Origin of the sequence: Streptomyces zhihengii (genome assembly GCF_016919245.1) — a bacterium.
In the GTDB taxonomy this organism is placed as follows: domain Bacteria; phylum Actinomycetota; class Actinomycetes; order Streptomycetales; family Streptomycetaceae; genus Streptomyces; species Streptomyces zhihengii.
In genome coordinates this window covers 2,738,383-2,753,032 of sequence record NZ_JAFEJA010000001.1, presented here as the reverse complement: position 1 = coordinate 2,753,032, position 14,650 = coordinate 2,738,383, and the positions used below count along the sequence as shown (strand labels likewise).

Here is a 14,650-nt window from a genome sequence, read left to right as displayed (position 1 = left end):
GCCCGGCGCACCGCCCGGGCCGGGCCTCAGTCGCGGGCCAGGGCCCAGAAGTGTTCGAGGATCCGGTCCAGGAAGTCCCGCCCGGGGCCGCCGGTGTCCTCCGAGGCGTCCCCCCAGCTCAGCGTCGCCACCGTGCGCGACTGGTAGTCGGAGTGCAGCCGCTGGAGCACGGCTTCGAGCGGGCCGCGTTCCATCGGCAGCATCCGGGCGACCGGGCGGACGTACGCCTGCCACCGCGCGCCGACCGCGCCGCGCAGCAGCTCGGCCAGCTCCTGGTCCCGGCCGGTCGCGGCCAGCAGGTCACGGGGGGACAGCTCCAGCGCCTCGGCGAGGGCGGCGGTCTGCCGTTCGCTGCCGCGCCAGCGGCGGGACTCCTCCATCCGCGTGTACGCCCCGGCGTCCAGGCCGACCCGGCGGGCCAGGTCGGCGGCCGTCCAGCCGCGGGCGATGCGGTGCTCACGCAAGGTGGTCGCGCCGGCCAGCAGTTCGGCGGGCGAGCACCACAGGACGCCCGCGAGGGCGGTCAGTTCACGGGTGCCGGGGGTGGCGGTGCCCCGCTCCCAGGCGACGACCGTGTCGGGTGTGACGGCCAGGCCGTACTGGGCCCGCAGGCCGTAGGAGACATGACCGGGGGCCATGCCCAGGGCCTCGCGCAGACGGCGCGCGGCGAGGGAGTCGAAGGGCGGGGAGGAGGGCTGCACGCGCACACCGTACGGTCGGGGGACCGGCGGCGACTACGGTGCGTTCACCCCAAGCCACAGCTTGTGGAAAGGTCCGAGACGGCCGGCGGGTGTTCCGGCTACCCGGGGGTAGCCCGCGCCCCCGCCCGAGGGCGCGGGGGCCGCGGCGTCAGCGGCGGGAGCTCAGCCAGCGGTACTGGAGCTCCGGCCGGCCGACCTGCCCGTACTGGGGCGCCCGGTCCGCCCGGCCCGCGGTGACCAGGTGCTCCAGATAGCGCCGGGCCGTGATGCGCGAGATCCCGACCGCCGCGGCGGCCTCCGTCGCGGTCAGGCCCTCCGGCGACTCGCGCAGGGTGCGCGTGACCGCCTCCAGGGTGGGCCCGCTCAGCCCCTTGGGCAGCGTCGTACCGGTGCGCGGGGCGCGCAGCGCGGCGAGCGCGCGGTCCACCTCGTCCTGGCCGCTGGCCTCCCCGGCGGCCGCCCGGAACTCCGCGTAGCGGTCCAGCCGGTCGCGGAGCGTGGCGAAGGTGAAGGGCTTCAGCACGTACTGCACCACGCCGAGCGACACCCCCTCCCGGACGATCGCCAGATCGCGGGCGGACGTCACGGCGATCACGTCGGCCGAGTGGCCGGCGGCGCGCAGCGACCGCACGAGCTGGAGGCCGTGCCCGTCCGGCAGGTACAGGTCGAGCAGCAGCAGATCCACCTCGGTGCGCTCCAGCGCCCGGACGGCCTGGGCCCGCGAGTGGGCGACACCGACGACGGCGAACCCGTCCACCCTGCCCACGTAGAGCGCGTGGGCGTCCGCTGCGACGGGGTCGTCCTCGACGACCAGAACCCTGATGGTCATGCGTGCGTCTCCGTCGGCCGGTCCGGCGCCGGTCTCCCGGCGGTGATCAGCGGCAGCCGGACCGTGAACTCGGCCCCGCCGTCCGCGCCGCGCCCCACCGCGACCGTGCCGTGGCCGCGGCGCACGGCCTGCCGCACCAGCGCCAGGCCGATGCCGCGTCCGGGGCCGTGGGTGGACCAGCCGCGCCGGAACACGTCCTCGGTCCGGTCCGGCGACACCCCGGGACCGCTGTCGGACACCCGCACCACCAGCTCCGTGCGCTCGGTCCGCAGCGTCACGGTGACACGCGCCGGGGCCCCGGGGACACCCCCCGCCGCGTCGACGGCGTTGTCGATCAGGTTGCCCAGGATGGTCACCAGGTCCCGGGGCGGCAGGGTCCCCGGCAGCACGTGGTCGTCGATTCGGCTGTCCTCGGCCAGCACCAGCTCCACGCCCCGCTCGTTGGCCTGCGCCGTCTTGCCGAGCAGCAGCGCCGCGAGGACGGGCTCGCCCACCGCCCCGACCACCCGGTCCGTCAGCACCTGCGCCAGCTCCAGTTCGGCCGTCGCGAACTCGACCGCCTCCTCGGCCCGGCCGAGCTCGATCAGCGAGACCACGGTGTGCAGCCGGTTCGCCGCCTCGTGGGCCTGCGAGCGCAGCGCCTGGGTGAAGCCGCGCTCCGAGTCCAGCTCGCCGGAGAGCGCCTGGAGCTCGGTGTGGTCCCGCAGGGTCACGACGGTGCCGCGCTGCTCGCCGCCGACCACCGGCCGGGTGTTCACCACCACGACCCGGTCGGCGGTCAGATGCACCTCGTCCACCCGCGGCTCGGAGGCGAGCAGCGCCCCCGTGAGCGGCGCCGGCAGACCGAGCTCCGCCACGGGCCGGCCCACCGCTTCGTCGCCGAACCCCAGCAGCTCCCGTGCGCCGTCGTTGGCCAGCACGATCCGCCGGCCGCCGTCGAGCATCACCAGGCCCTCGCGCACGGCGTGCAGCGCCGCCTGGTGGAAGTCGTGCATCCGGCCCAGCTCCGCGGCGTTCATCCCGTGGGTGTGGCGGCGCAGCCTGGCGTTGATCACATACGTGCCGGCGCCGCCGAGGGCGAGGGCCGCGCCCGCGGCGACGAGCAGGGCGGTGACCTGCTCGCGCACCTGCTGGGTGATCTCCTCGACGGTGATGCCGGCGCTCACGATGGCGACGACCTGCCCGCCGTCGCGCACCGGCGCCACGGTGCGCACGGACAGACCGAGCGTCCCCTCGAACTGCTCGCTGAGGACGCCGCCGCGCTGCGCGGGCCCGATGTGGCCGAGATAGGTCTCCCCTATCCGCTCCGGCGTCGGATGGGTCCAGCGCCGCCCGCGCGGGTCCATGATCACGACGAAGTCCATGCCGGCGTCCTTGCGCAGCGCCTCGGCGTACGGCTGGAGCACCGCCGACGGGTCCGCGGAGCGCACCGCCTCGGCGACCGAGGGCGAGCGGGCGGCGGCGGCCGCGGTGGCCGTGGTCCGGTGCCGGGCCGACTCCTCGGCCTGGGCCTGGTCCGTGAGGTAGGCGAAGAGCGCGCAGCCCGCCACGATCGCCGCGACCAGCACGACCTGCATGGCGAAGAGCTGGCCCGCGAGGCTGCGGGGACGGGGGAGGCGCATGCGTTCAGTCTGCCTGGCCGGAATTGTGTGAACGAAACGAACGCAACGGTGACCGGGGTCACAGCGCTGGTGGATAGTCGCGGGGATCCATCGGGACATGGACGCGCACACTCGACGAGGAGGACCCCGTGGCCACAGCCAACGGCAGGCGGGACCGTACGCACTATCTCTACATCGCGGTCATCGCCGCGGTCGCTCTCGGTATCACCGTGGGGTTCGCCGCCCCCGGGGTGGCTGTCGAGCTCAAGCCCATCGGCACCGGTTTCGTGAACCTCATCAAGATGATGATCTCGCCGGTGATCTTCTGCACCATCGTGCTGGGCATCGGCTCGGTACGGAAGGCCGCCAAGGTCGGCGCCGTCGGCGGGCTCGCCCTCGGCTACTTCCTGGTGATGTCGACCGTCGCCCTGGCCATCGGCCTGCTCGTCGGCAACCTGCTGGAGCCCGGCTCCAGCCTGCACATCACGGAGGCGACCCGCGAGGCGGGCGCCGCGCAGGCCGAGGGCACGGGGGAGAGCACCGCGGACTTCCTCCTCGGCATCATCCCGACGACCCTGGTCTCCGCCTTCACCGAGGGCGAGGTGCTCCAGACCCTGCTGGTGGCCCTGCTCGCCGGCTTCGCGCTCCAGGCGATGGGCTCGGCGGGCGAGCCCGTCCTCCGCGGCATCGGCCACATCCAGCGCCTCGTCTTCCGCATCCTCGCGATGATCATGTGGGCCGCGCCCGTCGGCGCCTTCGGCGCGATCGCCGCGGTCGTCGGCGAGACCGGCCTCGACGCGCTGAAGTCGCTGGCCGTCATCATGATCGGCTTCTACGTCACCTGTGCGCTGTTCGTCTTCGTGATCCTCGGACTGCTGATGCGCTTCGTCGCGGGGGTGAACCTCTTCTCGCTGCTGAAGTACCTGGGCCGCGAGTTCCTGCTGATCGTGTCCACGTCCTCCTCCGAGTCGGCCCTGCCGCGGCTGATCGCGAAGATGGAGCACCTGGGCGTCAGCAAGCCCGTGGTCGGCATCACCGTGCCCACCGGCTACTCCTTCAACCTGGACGGCACCGCCATCTACCTGACGATGGCCTCGCTGTTCATCGCCAACGCCACCGGTGACCCGCTGAGCGCGGGGGAGCAGATCTCGCTCCTGGTCTTCATGATCATCGCCTCGAAGGGCGCGGCGGGCGTCACCGGCGCCGGTCTGGCGACGCTGGCCGGCGGTCTGCAGTCGCACCGCCCCGAACTCGTCGACGGCGTCGGCCTGATCGTCGGCATCGACCGCTTCATGAGCGAGGCCCGCGCCCTGACGAACTTCGCGGGCAACGCCGTCGCCACCGTCCTCGTCGGCACCTGGACGAAGGAGATCGACAAGGAGCGGGTCGAACTCGTGCTGGCGGGCAAGGCCCCCTTCGACGAGGCCACCCTCACCGACGACCACAGCCCCGCCGAGGAGACCGCCGCACTCCCCGAGCCGCGTGACGACGAGCGGGAGCCGGTCAAGGTCTGACCCCTCCCCGCCCGCTCCGCGCAGGCCCCCGGCGCCGACGCACCGTCGACGCCGGGGGCCTGCGCGTATGCGCTGTGGCCGGCCGGCCGACGGGGCGGCGCGGTGCGCCGGGCGGCGGTAAGGCGGGGCGGCGTGCCTCCGGTCACTGCTCCGGGGCGCGCCTGCACTGCTGGAGGCCGGGTTCGATCTTCTCGCACTCGTAGACGGGCTGGGTGATGCCCGCCGTGCTCATCGTGCCCGGCCGCTCCGGTCCGTCCCCGAGGCCGTCGGGGTGGTAGGCGAGCGCGAAGAACCCGTCCGCGCCCGGATACCTCTCCAGCAGACCGCGGAACTCCGTGACCAGTTGGCCGAACTCCTCCGGGACCGTGCCCGCCCGCTCGCGCTGCTCCGTCATGACCGCCTCCGTGTCCGGGACATCGCCCGGCACGCCCTCGCGGACGGCGCCCTCGCGGACCACCGCCGGTGCGGGCCGGGCCTCGTCCACCCCCACCTCCAGTCTCGCGCGCGGCGCACGGACGCGCAGGGCAGGCGGGACACCGCCCTTGTCCCGACACCGCCCTTGCCTTGACGCCGACGTCAAGGAATACCGTCGCGGCATGCGAATCGGCGAGCTTGCGGAGCGGGCCGGGACCACGACCCGGGCCCTGCGCTACTACGAGGCCCGGGGGCTGCTCCCCGCGCGGCGCACGGTGAACGGCTACCGGACGTACGACGAGGACGACCTGCGGCTGCTGCACCAGATCCGGACGCTGCAGGACTTCGGCTTCGGCCTGGAGGAGACCAGGCCGTTCGTCGAATGCCTGCGGGCCGGGCACCCGGAGGGCGACTCCTGCCCCGCCTCGCTCGCCGTCTACCGGGCCAAGCTCGCGGAGCTGGACGTCCTGATCGAGCAGCTCGCCACCGTGCGGGCGCAGGTCGCGGCGTCGCTGCTGCGGGCCGAGGCACAGCTGCCCGAGGGCCCGGAACCCCACTGCGAATTCTCGGAGGTCGAGCGGTGATCGGTACGGAGATCGGTACAGAAGGCGTCACCAGGGTGACGGACGCGGACTTCGGCGCCCAGGTCCTCGCGGCCGGGCGGCCGGTCCTGGTGGAGTTCTCCGCCGCCTGGTGCGGTCCGTGCCGTCAGCTCGCCCCGGTGCTCAGGGCCGTGGCGGCCGAGCACGCGGACCGGCTGAAGGTGGTGGAGATCGACGCGGACACCAATCCGGAGACGGCGGCCCGCTACGGCGTCCTGTCGCTGCCGACGCTGCTGGTGTTCGACGGCGGCGAGCCGGTGCGCTCGATGACCGGCGCCCGGCCCAAGCGCAAGCTGCTCCAGGAACTGGCCGACGTCCTCGGCACCTGAGCCCCCGGGCGCCGGCTCCCCGCGGAGCCGGCGCCCGGCACGGCTCAGACCAGGCGCCGGATCTCGCCGCGCACCCGGTAGAACCCGGCCTGCGCGGGGTGCAGGGCGTCGACCACGTACCGGGCGCCCACCTCGCGTATGCCGCGCGGGAACTGCACGTACCAGGAGCGGTCGTAGCCCTCGGAGACCACGTGCACCCGCACCCGGCCGCCGCTGCCGACGCACTCGACCACCACACCGCCCGCGGGCGGCTCCGAGACCGTCGCCACCGAGGCCGCCGAGACGGCCGGGGTGTACGTCGGCAGCGCGGCGGCGGACTTGACGTCCCTCGCGACCGGGACGGTGCCCTGCTGGGCGGCGGCCACCGCGGCCTCGCTCGCGTCCACGCACACCAGGGAGCCGTCCGTGGTGACCATGTACAGCTTCTCGTCGTGGTACTGCATGGACAGCGCCGAGCCGCCGCCCGTGCGCAGCTTCCACAGCCGGGTGCCGTCGGTGTCGAAGCAGTACACGGAGGACGCCGAGTCGCCGGCGAAGACATGCCGCCCGTCGGGCGAGGTCGCGCAGGAGTAGACGGCGGTGTCGCAGCGGTACGTCGCCTCCACCGCGCCGGTGGCCTTGGAGAGCCGCTGCACCACATGGCGCGCGGTGCCCGCGTAGACGGATTCGTCCTCCTGCCAGCCGAAGAGCACTCCGCCCGAGGTGCGGGTGTGCCACAACTCCCCGCTGCCGTCGGGCGCGTAGGCCGTCACACCGCTCTGGTGGCCGTGGTAGACGCCCCGGTCGTCGGCGCGCACCATCCACGCCTGGCCGCCGGCGGACCGGCGGGCCCACTGGTACTCGTCCTCGTGGTCGATGACCGTCAGACCGCCGTCGGCGTCCGAGACGTTGAGCACGCCCTCGCGGATGTCGAGCCAGAAGATGTCGACGTCGGCGGCGATGTCGTAGGCGGCGAAGGGCAGCTTGGAGGAGAGGTCGTACACCTTGCCGTCGTCGCAGCCCGCGTAGATCCAGAAGTCGTCCGCCACCAGGCACTTGACGCCCTCCGGCAGCGAGAACCGGGCGAGCACGTCGCCCCCGTGGCTGACGGTGAAGACGTCGCCCGCCTGGTTGCCCACCCAGCAGCGGTCCTCGTCGATGTGGATGCCGAAGGCCGCGGAGCCGGTGCGGAACCGCCACAGCACCGGAGCCGTGGAGCGCGCGGTGGACGGTGCGGACGACACCTGACGGCGGGTCACCGGGCGGGCCGCGCGCTGTCCGCGCACGGCAGGGGCGTACCCCTTGCGCACCTTCTCGCCGATCTTCCGGGCGGCCGCCGCCTGCGCCTTCTCCGCCGTCGGGAACGACGAGGTCTGGAGCTGACCGCCGGCGCCGATGCGCCCGTAGCGCACCGAGACCGCCGTCCCGTCCACCGTCACCTCGTAGAACTTGTGCGCCGAGCCGTCGTCCTGCGACAGCTCCAGATATGTCGTCGTACCAGACATGACAGACCCCTCCCCGGGACGGAACAGCCGTCCGTCTCCGGCTCGTTCCCACTGACGAGAACGCTACGGGGGGCCACTGACACCGCCGGTGCGCGGGGGGCTGCCGGACGGCGGGCCTGCGCCGCGGCCGGACTCGGCCGGGAACACAAAAAATCCCCGGAACCGAATTGACGGCCGGGGGTATTGCCTGCGTATATTTGATGGTTCCCTGCTCGTGGATTCCTCGAACCGTTATGTTCGGAGAATTTACGGAGGGGGCTTCACTGGATGAACCATATCGCGTCAGGAGCTGAATTGTCAACCGAGGAATTGCGGAACGAACAGCAATTCGTCGCCCGGCTCTACGAGCGTCTCGACGCGCTCCGGGAGCAGGCCGAGAACGCCGCCACCGCGACCGCGGCCCAGGTCACGACCGGTCGGCAGGCCCGGGTCGAGCGCGACATCGGCGTCGCCGAGCACCTCGCCCACCTCAACGCGCTCAACGCGGTCGACGACGGACTGTGCTTCGGCCGTATCGACGAGAAGGACGGCACGACCCGCCACATCGGCCGCGTCGGAATGCGCCTGGACGACGCCCGGCGCACCCCGCTGCTCATCGACTGGCGCGCTCCCGTGGCCCGCCCCTTTTATCTCGCCACCGGATTCGAGCCGATGGGACTCGTGCGCCGCCGGCACATCAGGACCACGGGCCGCACCGTCACCGCGCTCCACGACGAGATCCTCGACCTGACGGACCCGACCCGCACGGGCCACGAGTCCCGTGACGCCGACGAGGTGCTCCTGGCCGCGCTCGCGACGGCGCGCACCGGACGCATGGCCGACATCGTGCAGACCATCCAGGCCGAGCAGGACCGCATCATCCGCGCGCCCCGGCACGGCGTGCTCGTCGTCGAGGGCGGTCCCGGCACGGGCAAGACCGCCGTCGCGCTGCACCGCGCCGCGTACCTGCTCTACGAGTACCGCGAGCAGCTCGCCCGCCGGGCGGTGCTGATCGTCGGTCCGAACCCCGCCTTCCTCGGCTACATCGGGGAGGTGCTGCCGTCGCTCGGCGAGACCGGCGTCCTGCTGTCGACCATGGGCGAACTCTTCCCCGGAGTGCACGCCACCGGCACCGACACCCCCCGCGCCGCCGCGGTCAAGGGGCGGGCCTCGATGGCCGCCGTCCTCGCCCGCGCGGTCGCCGACCGGCAGACCCTGCCCGAGGCGGTGCCCGCCACCAGCGGCGAGGACCACGGCGAAGTCCCCGAACCGGCGCTGGAGATCGACCACGAGGGCTACGGGACACTGCTGCTGCACCGCGAGATGGCGTACGAGGCCCGCGACCGCGCCCGCTCCACCGGACTGCCCCACAACCTGGCCCGCCCGCACTTCGCCTTCCGGATCATCGACGCCCTGACCGCCCAGCTCGCCGACCGGCTCGGCGCCGACCCCTTCGGCGGGGAGAACCTCCTCGGCCCCGACGACATCGCCCAGCTCGGCAAGGAGATCGCCACCAGCGCCGAGGTGCACGCCGCCGTCGACGCGCTGTGGCCCCCGCTCACCCCCGAGCGGCTCGTCGCCGACCTGCTCGCCGGACCGGAGGAGTACCTGGACGCCGCCGACGCCGACGCCGTACGGCGCGAGGGCGGCCCGTGGACCCCCGCCGACGTGCCGCTGCTCGACGAGGCCGCCGAACTCCTCGGCACCGACGACAGCGCGGCCCGCGCCGCGGCCGAGGCCGAGCGCCAGGACCGCATCGCCTACGCCCAGGGCGTGCTGGAGCTCTCCCACGGCTCCGAGACGTACGAGTTCGAGGACGAGGAGTCCGAGGTCCTCGCGGCGCACGACGTCATCGACGCCGAGCGGATGGCCGAACGCCACGAGGAGGCGGACCACCGCACCGCCGCCGAACGCGCCGCGGCAGACCGCACCTGGGCCTTCGGGCACATCATCGTCGACGAGGCGCAGGAGCTGTCCGCGATGGCGTGGCGGCTGCTGATGCGCCGCTGCCCGACCCGCTCGATGACCCTCGTCGGCGACCCGGCCCAGACCGGCGACGAGGCGGGCTGCGGATCGTGGCGGGAGATCCTCGAACCGTTCGTCGGCGACCGCTGGGAACACACCCGGCTGGGCGTCAACTACCGCACGCCCGCCGAGATCATGGAGCTCGCCGCCGCGGTGCGCCGCGCCGCCGACCCCGCCTTCGAGCCGCCCCGCTCGGTGCGCTCCACCGGGGTGGAGCCCTGGGAGGTGTCCGTCGCGCCGGAGGAGATCGCCGCCACCGTGGCCGGGCGGGTGGCCGGGACACCGGACGAGGGCCGGACCGCCGTGATCGCCCCGGCGGCACTCCACCGCGAACTCGCCGCCCGGCTGCCGGACGCGGGGACGGGGCCCGATCCGGACCTGACCCGCCCGGTCGTGGTGCTCGACCCGAAGGCCGCGAAGGGGCTGGAGTTCGACACCGTGATCGTGGTCGAGCCGGAGACCATCCGGGACGCCTCCCCCTACGGCGTGAACGACCTGTACGTCGCCTTCACCCGGGCGACCCAGCGCCTCGGCGTCGTCCGCGGCCGGACGCCCGGGCGGTGACCGGACGGGCCGGGGGCGCGGTCACCGCCCCGGTGACCGCGCCCCCGCCGCCCCGGGTCAGGCCGGCCGCAGCCAGAGCGTCGCCAGCGGCGGCAGCGTCAGCGTCACCGACGTCCGGCGGCCGTGGGACTCGGCCTGCTCGGTCTTGACCGGGTCCGCGTTGACCACTCCGGAACCGCCGAACCGCTCCTCGTCGGTGTTGAGCACCTCCGACCACACCGGCACGGAACCGGGCACGCCGAGCCGGAAGCCGTGGCGCACCACGGGCGAGAAGTTGCTCACCGCCAGCAGCGGGGCGCCGTCGCGGTCGAAGCGCAGGAAGGCGAGGACGTTGTCCTCGGCGGCGCCGCCGTCCACCCAGTCGAAGCCGTCCGGCACCGTGTCCTGCTGCCACAGCGCCGGGGTGCCCGCGTAGACCGTGTTCAGCTCGCGCACCAGGTCGCGCACACCGCGGTGGTCGGGCTCGGCCGCGTACGACGGGTCGAGCAGCCACCAGTCCGGGCCGTGGCCCTCCGACCACTCGGCGCCCTGGGCGAACTCCTGTCCCATGAACAGCAGTTGCTTGCCCGGGTGGGCCCACATGAAGCCCAGGTAGGCGCGGTGGTTCGCACGCTGCTGCCACCAGTCGCCGGGCATCTTGCTGACCAGCGCCCGCTTGCCGTGCACCACCTCGTCGTGCGAGATCGGCAGCACGTAGTTCTCGCTGTAGGCGTACACCATCGAGAACGTCATCTCGTTGTGGTGGAACTTGCGGTGCACGGGCTCGTGCTCGATGTACCCGAGCGAGTCGTGCATCCAGCCCATGTTCCACTTCAGGCCGAAGCCGAGGCCGCCGAAGCCGCCGTGGCCCACATGGTGGGTGGCGCGGGTGACGCCGTCCCAGGCGGTGGACTCCTCGGCGATGGTGACCACCCCGGGGCAGCGCCGGTAGACCGTGGCGTTCATCTCCTGGAGGAAGGCCACCGCGTCGAGGTTCTCCCGGCCGCCGTGCTCGTTGGGCGACCACTGGCCGTCCTCGCGGGAGTAGTCGAGGTAGAGCATCGAGGCGACGGCGTCCACCCGCAGGCCGTCGATGTGGAACTCCTCGCACCAGTAGACCGCGTTGGCGACGAGGAAGTTCCGCACCTCCTTGCGCCCGTAGTCGAACTCCAGCGTCCCCCAGTCGGGGTGCGCCGCCCGCGAGGGGTCGCCGTGCTCGTACAGCGGGCGGCCGTCGAACTCGGCCAGCGCCCAGTCGTCGCGGGGGAAGTGCGCCGGCACCCAGTCGACCAGCACGCCGATGCCCGCCCGGTGCAGGCTGTCGACGAGGAAGCGGAAGTCGTCCGGGCTGCCCATCCGGGAGGTCGGCGCGTAGAAGCCGGTGACCTGGTAGCCCCAGGAGCCGCCGAAGGGGTGCTCGGCCACCGGCATGAACTCGACGTGGGTGAAGCCGAGTTCCCTGACGTAGCGGGGGAGCTGCTCGGCGAGCTGGCGGTAGGTCAGCCCGGGTCGCCAGGAGGCCAGGTGCACCTCGTAGACCGACAGGGGCGCCTCGTGGACGGGCCGGTCGCCGCGGTGCGCCATCCACTCGTGGTCCGTCCACTCGTGCCGCGAGCGGGTCACCACGGAGGCGTTCGCCGGCGGCACCTCGGTGGCGCGCGCCATCGGGTCGGCCCGCAGGGTGTGCGAGCCGTCCGGGCGCATGATCTCGAACTTGTAGAGCGCGCCCTCGCCGACCCCGGGCAGGAACAGCTCCCACACGCCCGTGGAGCCCAGCGAGCGCATCGGGAAGCCGGTGCCGTCCCAGTAGTTGAAGTCGCCGACCACCCGCACCCCGCGGGCGTTGGGCGCCCAGACGGTGAACCGGGTGCCGGTGACGCCCTGGTGGGTGAGGGGGTGCGCGCCGAGCGCGTTCCACAGCTCCTCGTGCCGGCCCTCCCCGATCAGATGCAGATCCAGGTCGCCGAGGGCGGGCAGGAAGCGGTACGGGTCGTCGGTCTCGTAGCCCTCCGCGTGGTCGGGGTAGGCGACCAGCAGCCGGTACTCGGGCATCGTGCGCAGCGGCAGCACACCGGAGAAGAAGCCGTCGCCGTCGTCGTGGAGCTCGGTGCGCAGCCCCTTGGCCAGGATGGTGACCGCGGTGGCGTGCGGGCGCAGCACCCGCAACTGCACGCCGCCGCGCACCGGGTGGGCCCCGAGCAGGGAGTGGGGGTCGTGGTGGCCGCCGCTCAGCAGCCGCCCGCGGTCCTCGTCGCCCAGGTCCGCCGCGGGCCGCAGGCCGCCGGGGCGGGGTGCGGGGGCGGCGGCGGTGTTCCGGGGCCCGGAGGCGGTGCCGTCCGCCGCCGCGGCACGCGGGGTGCGGCCGGATCCGGATGCGGAGCCCGCGTCACGGGCCCCGCCGCGTCCGCCGGTGCCGCCCGTGCCGCCGGTGGCGGACCGCCGTCCGGCGGCCGCCGGGGCCCCGGCGGCTCGGTGGCCCGGGTGCCCGGTGCGGACCGGGACGCCGAACGGGCGGGGCCGGTGCCGGCGCTCGCCATCGCGGCGGGCACGGCGTCGTCGAGACGCCCCTGCACCGGCAGACCGGGCGCCTTCGCCGCGGCCGGCGCGCCCTGTCCGGGCAGGCCGGGCGCCTCCGTCCCGGTGAGTGCGCCCGTCTCCGCTCCGGGCCGCGCCACCTCGGCGACCGGCTCGGCCTCCGCCGCCTTCCCGGGCTCGGCTCCGGGCACCCCCGGCTCCGCGAGGGCGCCGTCCCGGGCGGCCTTGCCGCCCCCCTTGGCACCCTTCCTGCCCTTGCCCTTGGCCTTGGCCCCGGTGCGCCCCGCCGCCCCGAGGGCGTCGGCCGCACCTGCTTCGCCCGCGCCGTCCGCGTCCGTGCTCGCCGCCGGGGGAGCGTCCGCCGCCGACCCGGACTTCGCCCGGGCCCTGCGTGCGGATCGCCCCGGACCGGCGGTGTCCGCCGGCCCGCCGGAACCGGCGGGCGCGGCGTCCGGGGCGGCCGCCGCGCCCGTCGGGCCGGTCTCCGCGGCGGGCGGGGCGTCCTGCGCGCCCGTGGCGTCGGGGGGCTGCGGAGTGGGCGAGGAGTCGGAGGGGCGAGGGGCACGGCGGGGGGTCACGGGTTCGGCCTCCTGGGCACGGGAAAGGGAGGTGGGACGGGGGAGTGGGGGGAGTCAGCCGACCGACGCGAGGCGTTCGATCGCGGCCATCGGGACGGGCAGCCAGTCGGGCCGGTGGCGTGCCTCGTAGACGGCCTCGTAGACGGCCTTGTCGGTCTCGTACGCGCGCAGCAGCTCGGGCTCCTCGCGCGGGTCGCAGCCCGCGGCCTCCGCGTAGCCCGCGCAGTAGGCGTCGCGGCACGCCTCCGCCCAGGCCGGGTTCCACGGGCGGTGTGTGCGGGCGGCGTAGTCGAACGAGCGGAGCATCCCGGCGACGTCGCGGACGGCGGGCTGCGGACGGCAGCGTTCCGTGAGCGGGCTGGCCGGCTCGCCCTCGAAGTCGATGACGGACCAGGGCGTGTCCACGGGGCCGCGCAGTATCTGGCCGAGGTGCAGATCGCCGTGGACGCGCTGCGCCGCCCAGATGCGGCCGCGTCTGCCGAGCACGCCGACGGCCTCGAAGGCCGTGCGCAGCCGGGGCGCGTACGGGCCCAGCGCGGGGACCGCGCGCGCGGCGGCCTCCAGCCGGTCGGTCATCCCGGCCGCCAGCCGCTCGGACTGGGGGCCGCTCAGCTTCACCACCGGGAGCGCGTCGGCGAGTGCCGTGTGCACCTCGGCGGTCACCCGGCCCAGTTCACGCGCCTCGGCACGGAACGAGCGGCCGGCCGCCAGTGCGTCGAGGGCCAGCACCCAGCCGTCCCGCGAGCCGGGCAGGAAGGGCTGGAGCACGCCCAGGGTGAAAGGTTCCGGCGCGGCGGACCGGTACCAGGCGACGGGCGTGGGGACCCGGCGGCATCCGGCCCGGGCGAGGGCCAGCGGCAGCTCCAGGTCCGGATTGGCGCCTGGGTGCAGCCTGCGGAAGATCTTGAGGATGTAGCTGTCGCCGTATACGAGCGAGGAGTTGGACTGCTCGGCGCCGAGCGGGCGGGCCGGCAGGTCGCGGGGGACCGGGGCGGAGCCGTCGAACCGTTCGAAGCGCAGGGGGCCCAACGTGCCGGGTGTGCGCAGCCGTTCCAGCAGCAGGCCCGCGAGGCGGGGGTCGTGGGTCCCCTCGTAGAGGGTGAGTCCGGCCAGCGGGCCCTGGGCGGCGTGGCCGATGAGCGCGGGGGCGAGGGCGGGCGGCAGGGTGGGACGGGTGCCGATCAGGAGCTGGTAGCAGTCGCCTTCGGCCCTCGGCGGCCGGTCCGGCTGGTGGACCCGCAGGAGCAGATGCAGCAGGCCCGGTCCGCCGGAGCCGCGCACCGGCAGCAGTTCGGTCGCGAGGTCGAGGGTGAAGCCGGTGACCGGTGATCCTTTGCCGGCGAACCAGCGCTGTGCCGGCAGCCAGGAGTGCAGCAGCGGTGCGAGCGACGCAAGTAGTGCGGGCGAGGTCCGGGTGGAAGCAGCCTCCGACATGGGCATCGCGTCCTTTCCCCGGGTACACCACGAATGCGCAAAGTGTCCCGGATTGCAGCGGTTGCTGTCCGGCGGCGCGCGG

At 74.2% G+C, this 14,650-nt stretch carries 12 protein-coding genes; 4 read left to right on the top strand and 8 right to left on the bottom strand.

Features of this window, described 5'->3' with window-relative positions:
* Nucleotides 1-26 precede the first annotated feature (26 nt).
* The 3 genes from JE024_RS11165 to JE024_RS11155 all read right to left on the bottom strand — a co-directional run bounded on the left by JE024_RS11165 (nt 27) and on the right by JE024_RS11155 (nt 3,152).
* Nucleotides 27-707: a helix-turn-helix transcriptional regulator gene (locus tag JE024_RS11165; RefSeq protein ID WP_372449791.1), complete on the bottom strand. Its 681-nt coding sequence runs from the start codon at nt 705-707 to the stop codon at nt 27-29.
* A 142-nt stretch (nt 708-849) separates the two neighbouring features.
* Complete coding sequence (locus JE024_RS11160) at nt 850-1,530, bottom strand: response regulator (RefSeq protein ID WP_205373433.1); 681 nt, start codon at nt 1,528-1,530, stop codon at nt 850-852.
* The gene (locus JE024_RS11155) at nt 1,527-3,152 is read right to left on the bottom strand and encodes a sensor histidine kinase (protein ID WP_205373432.1); all 1,626 of its coding nucleotides are present in this window, start codon (nt 3,150-3,152) and stop codon (nt 1,527-1,529) included. The genes JE024_RS11160 and JE024_RS11155 overlap by 4 nt, the downstream gene beginning before the upstream one ends.
* 128 nt (nt 3,153-3,280) lie before the next feature.
* Here JE024_RS11155 and JE024_RS11150 point away from each other — a divergent pair, with 128 nt between their 5' ends.
* Nucleotides 3,281-4,645, top strand: a complete 1,365-nt coding sequence (locus JE024_RS11150; RefSeq protein ID WP_205373431.1) for a cation:dicarboxylate symporter family transporter — start codon at nt 3,281-3,283, stop codon at nt 4,643-4,645.
* A 142-nt stretch (nt 4,646-4,787) separates the two neighbouring features.
* On the opposite strand, the gene JE024_RS11145 is transcribed toward JE024_RS11150, so the two are convergent.
* On the bottom strand, nt 4,788-5,129 hold the full coding sequence (locus JE024_RS11145; protein ID WP_205373430.1) for a hypothetical protein: 342 nt from the start codon (nt 5,127-5,129) through the stop codon (nt 4,788-4,790).
* 112 nt (nt 5,130-5,241) lie between these two features.
* Between JE024_RS11145 and JE024_RS11140 the strand changes: the two genes are divergently transcribed.
* Together JE024_RS11140 and trxA are read left to right on the top strand one after the other, a co-directional pair.
* Nucleotides 5,242-5,643, top strand: coding sequence for a MerR family transcriptional regulator (locus tag JE024_RS11140; RefSeq protein ID WP_205373429.1), 402 nt, complete (start codon nt 5,242-5,244; stop codon nt 5,641-5,643).
* Nucleotides 5,640-5,990: a thioredoxin gene (gene trxA, locus JE024_RS11135; protein WP_280521555.1), complete on the top strand. Its 351-nt coding sequence runs from the start codon at nt 5,640-5,642 to the stop codon at nt 5,988-5,990. Before JE024_RS11140 ends, trxA begins: the two co-directional genes overlap by 4 nt.
* A 44-nt stretch (nt 5,991-6,034) precedes the next feature.
* Here the strand turns inward: trxA and JE024_RS11130 are convergent, their stop codons facing one another.
* Nucleotides 6,035-7,474: a WGR domain-containing protein gene (locus JE024_RS11130; protein WP_205373428.1), complete on the bottom strand. Its 1,440-nt coding sequence runs from the start codon at nt 7,472-7,474 to the stop codon at nt 6,035-6,037.
* Between the two features lie 267 nt (nt 7,475-7,741).
* Here JE024_RS11130 and JE024_RS11125 point away from each other — a divergent pair, with 267 nt between their 5' ends.
* The gene (locus JE024_RS11125) at nt 7,742-10,042 is read left to right on the top strand and encodes a HelD family protein (protein WP_244882766.1); all 2,301 of its coding nucleotides are present in this window, start codon (nt 7,742-7,744) and stop codon (nt 10,040-10,042) included.
* 57 nt (nt 10,043-10,099) lie between these two features.
* Here JE024_RS11125 and glgB read toward each other — a convergent pair whose 3' ends face one another.
* Genes glgB through JE024_RS11110 form a run of 3 tightly spaced genes read right to left on the bottom strand, consistent with a single transcriptional unit; the run spans nt 10,100 to nt 14,568 of the window.
* Nucleotides 10,100-12,298 carry a 1,4-alpha-glucan branching enzyme gene (gene glgB, locus JE024_RS11120; RefSeq protein WP_205376494.1) on the bottom strand — a complete coding sequence of 733 codons (2,199 nt, stop codon included), beginning with the start codon at nt 12,296-12,298 and terminating at the stop codon, nt 10,100-10,102.
* Nucleotides 12,250-13,134 (bottom strand): hypothetical protein, encoded by an 885-nt coding sequence (locus JE024_RS11115; protein ID WP_205376772.1) that lies wholly within the window; start codon nt 13,132-13,134, stop codon nt 12,250-12,252. The genes glgB and JE024_RS11115 overlap by 49 nt, the downstream gene beginning before the upstream one ends.
* Nucleotides 13,135-13,188: 54 nt before the next feature.
* Nucleotides 13,189-14,568, bottom strand: coding sequence for a maltokinase N-terminal cap-like domain-containing protein (locus tag JE024_RS11110; protein ID WP_205373427.1), 1,380 nt, complete (start codon nt 14,566-14,568; stop codon nt 13,189-13,191).
* Nucleotides 14,569-14,650: the final 82 nt, after the last annotated feature.

Bases quoted from the DNA above. Each gene is read 5' to 3' on its own strand.
- JE024_RS11160 (WP_205373433.1), bottom strand. From the start codon at position 1,530: ATGACCATCAGGGTTCTGGTCGTCGAGGACGACCCCGTCGCAGCGGAC.
- JE024_RS11155 (WP_205373432.1), bottom strand. From the start codon at position 3,152: ATGCGCCTCCCCCGTCCCCGCAGCCTCGCGGGCCAGCTCTTCGCCATG.
- JE024_RS11140 (WP_205373429.1), top strand. From the start codon at position 5,242: ATGCGAATCGGCGAGCTTGCGGAGCGGGCCGGGACCACGACCCGGGCC.
- JE024_RS11130 (WP_205373428.1), bottom strand. From the start codon at position 7,474: ATGTCTGGTACGACGACATATCTGGAGCTGTCGCAGGACGACGGCTCG.
- JE024_RS11125 (WP_244882766.1), top strand. From the start codon at position 7,742: ATGAACCATATCGCGTCAGGAGCTGAATTGTCAACCGAGGAATTGCGG.
- JE024_RS11110 (WP_205373427.1), bottom strand. From the start codon at position 14,568: ATGTCGGAGGCTGCTTCCACCCGGACCTCGCCCGCACTACTTGCGTCG.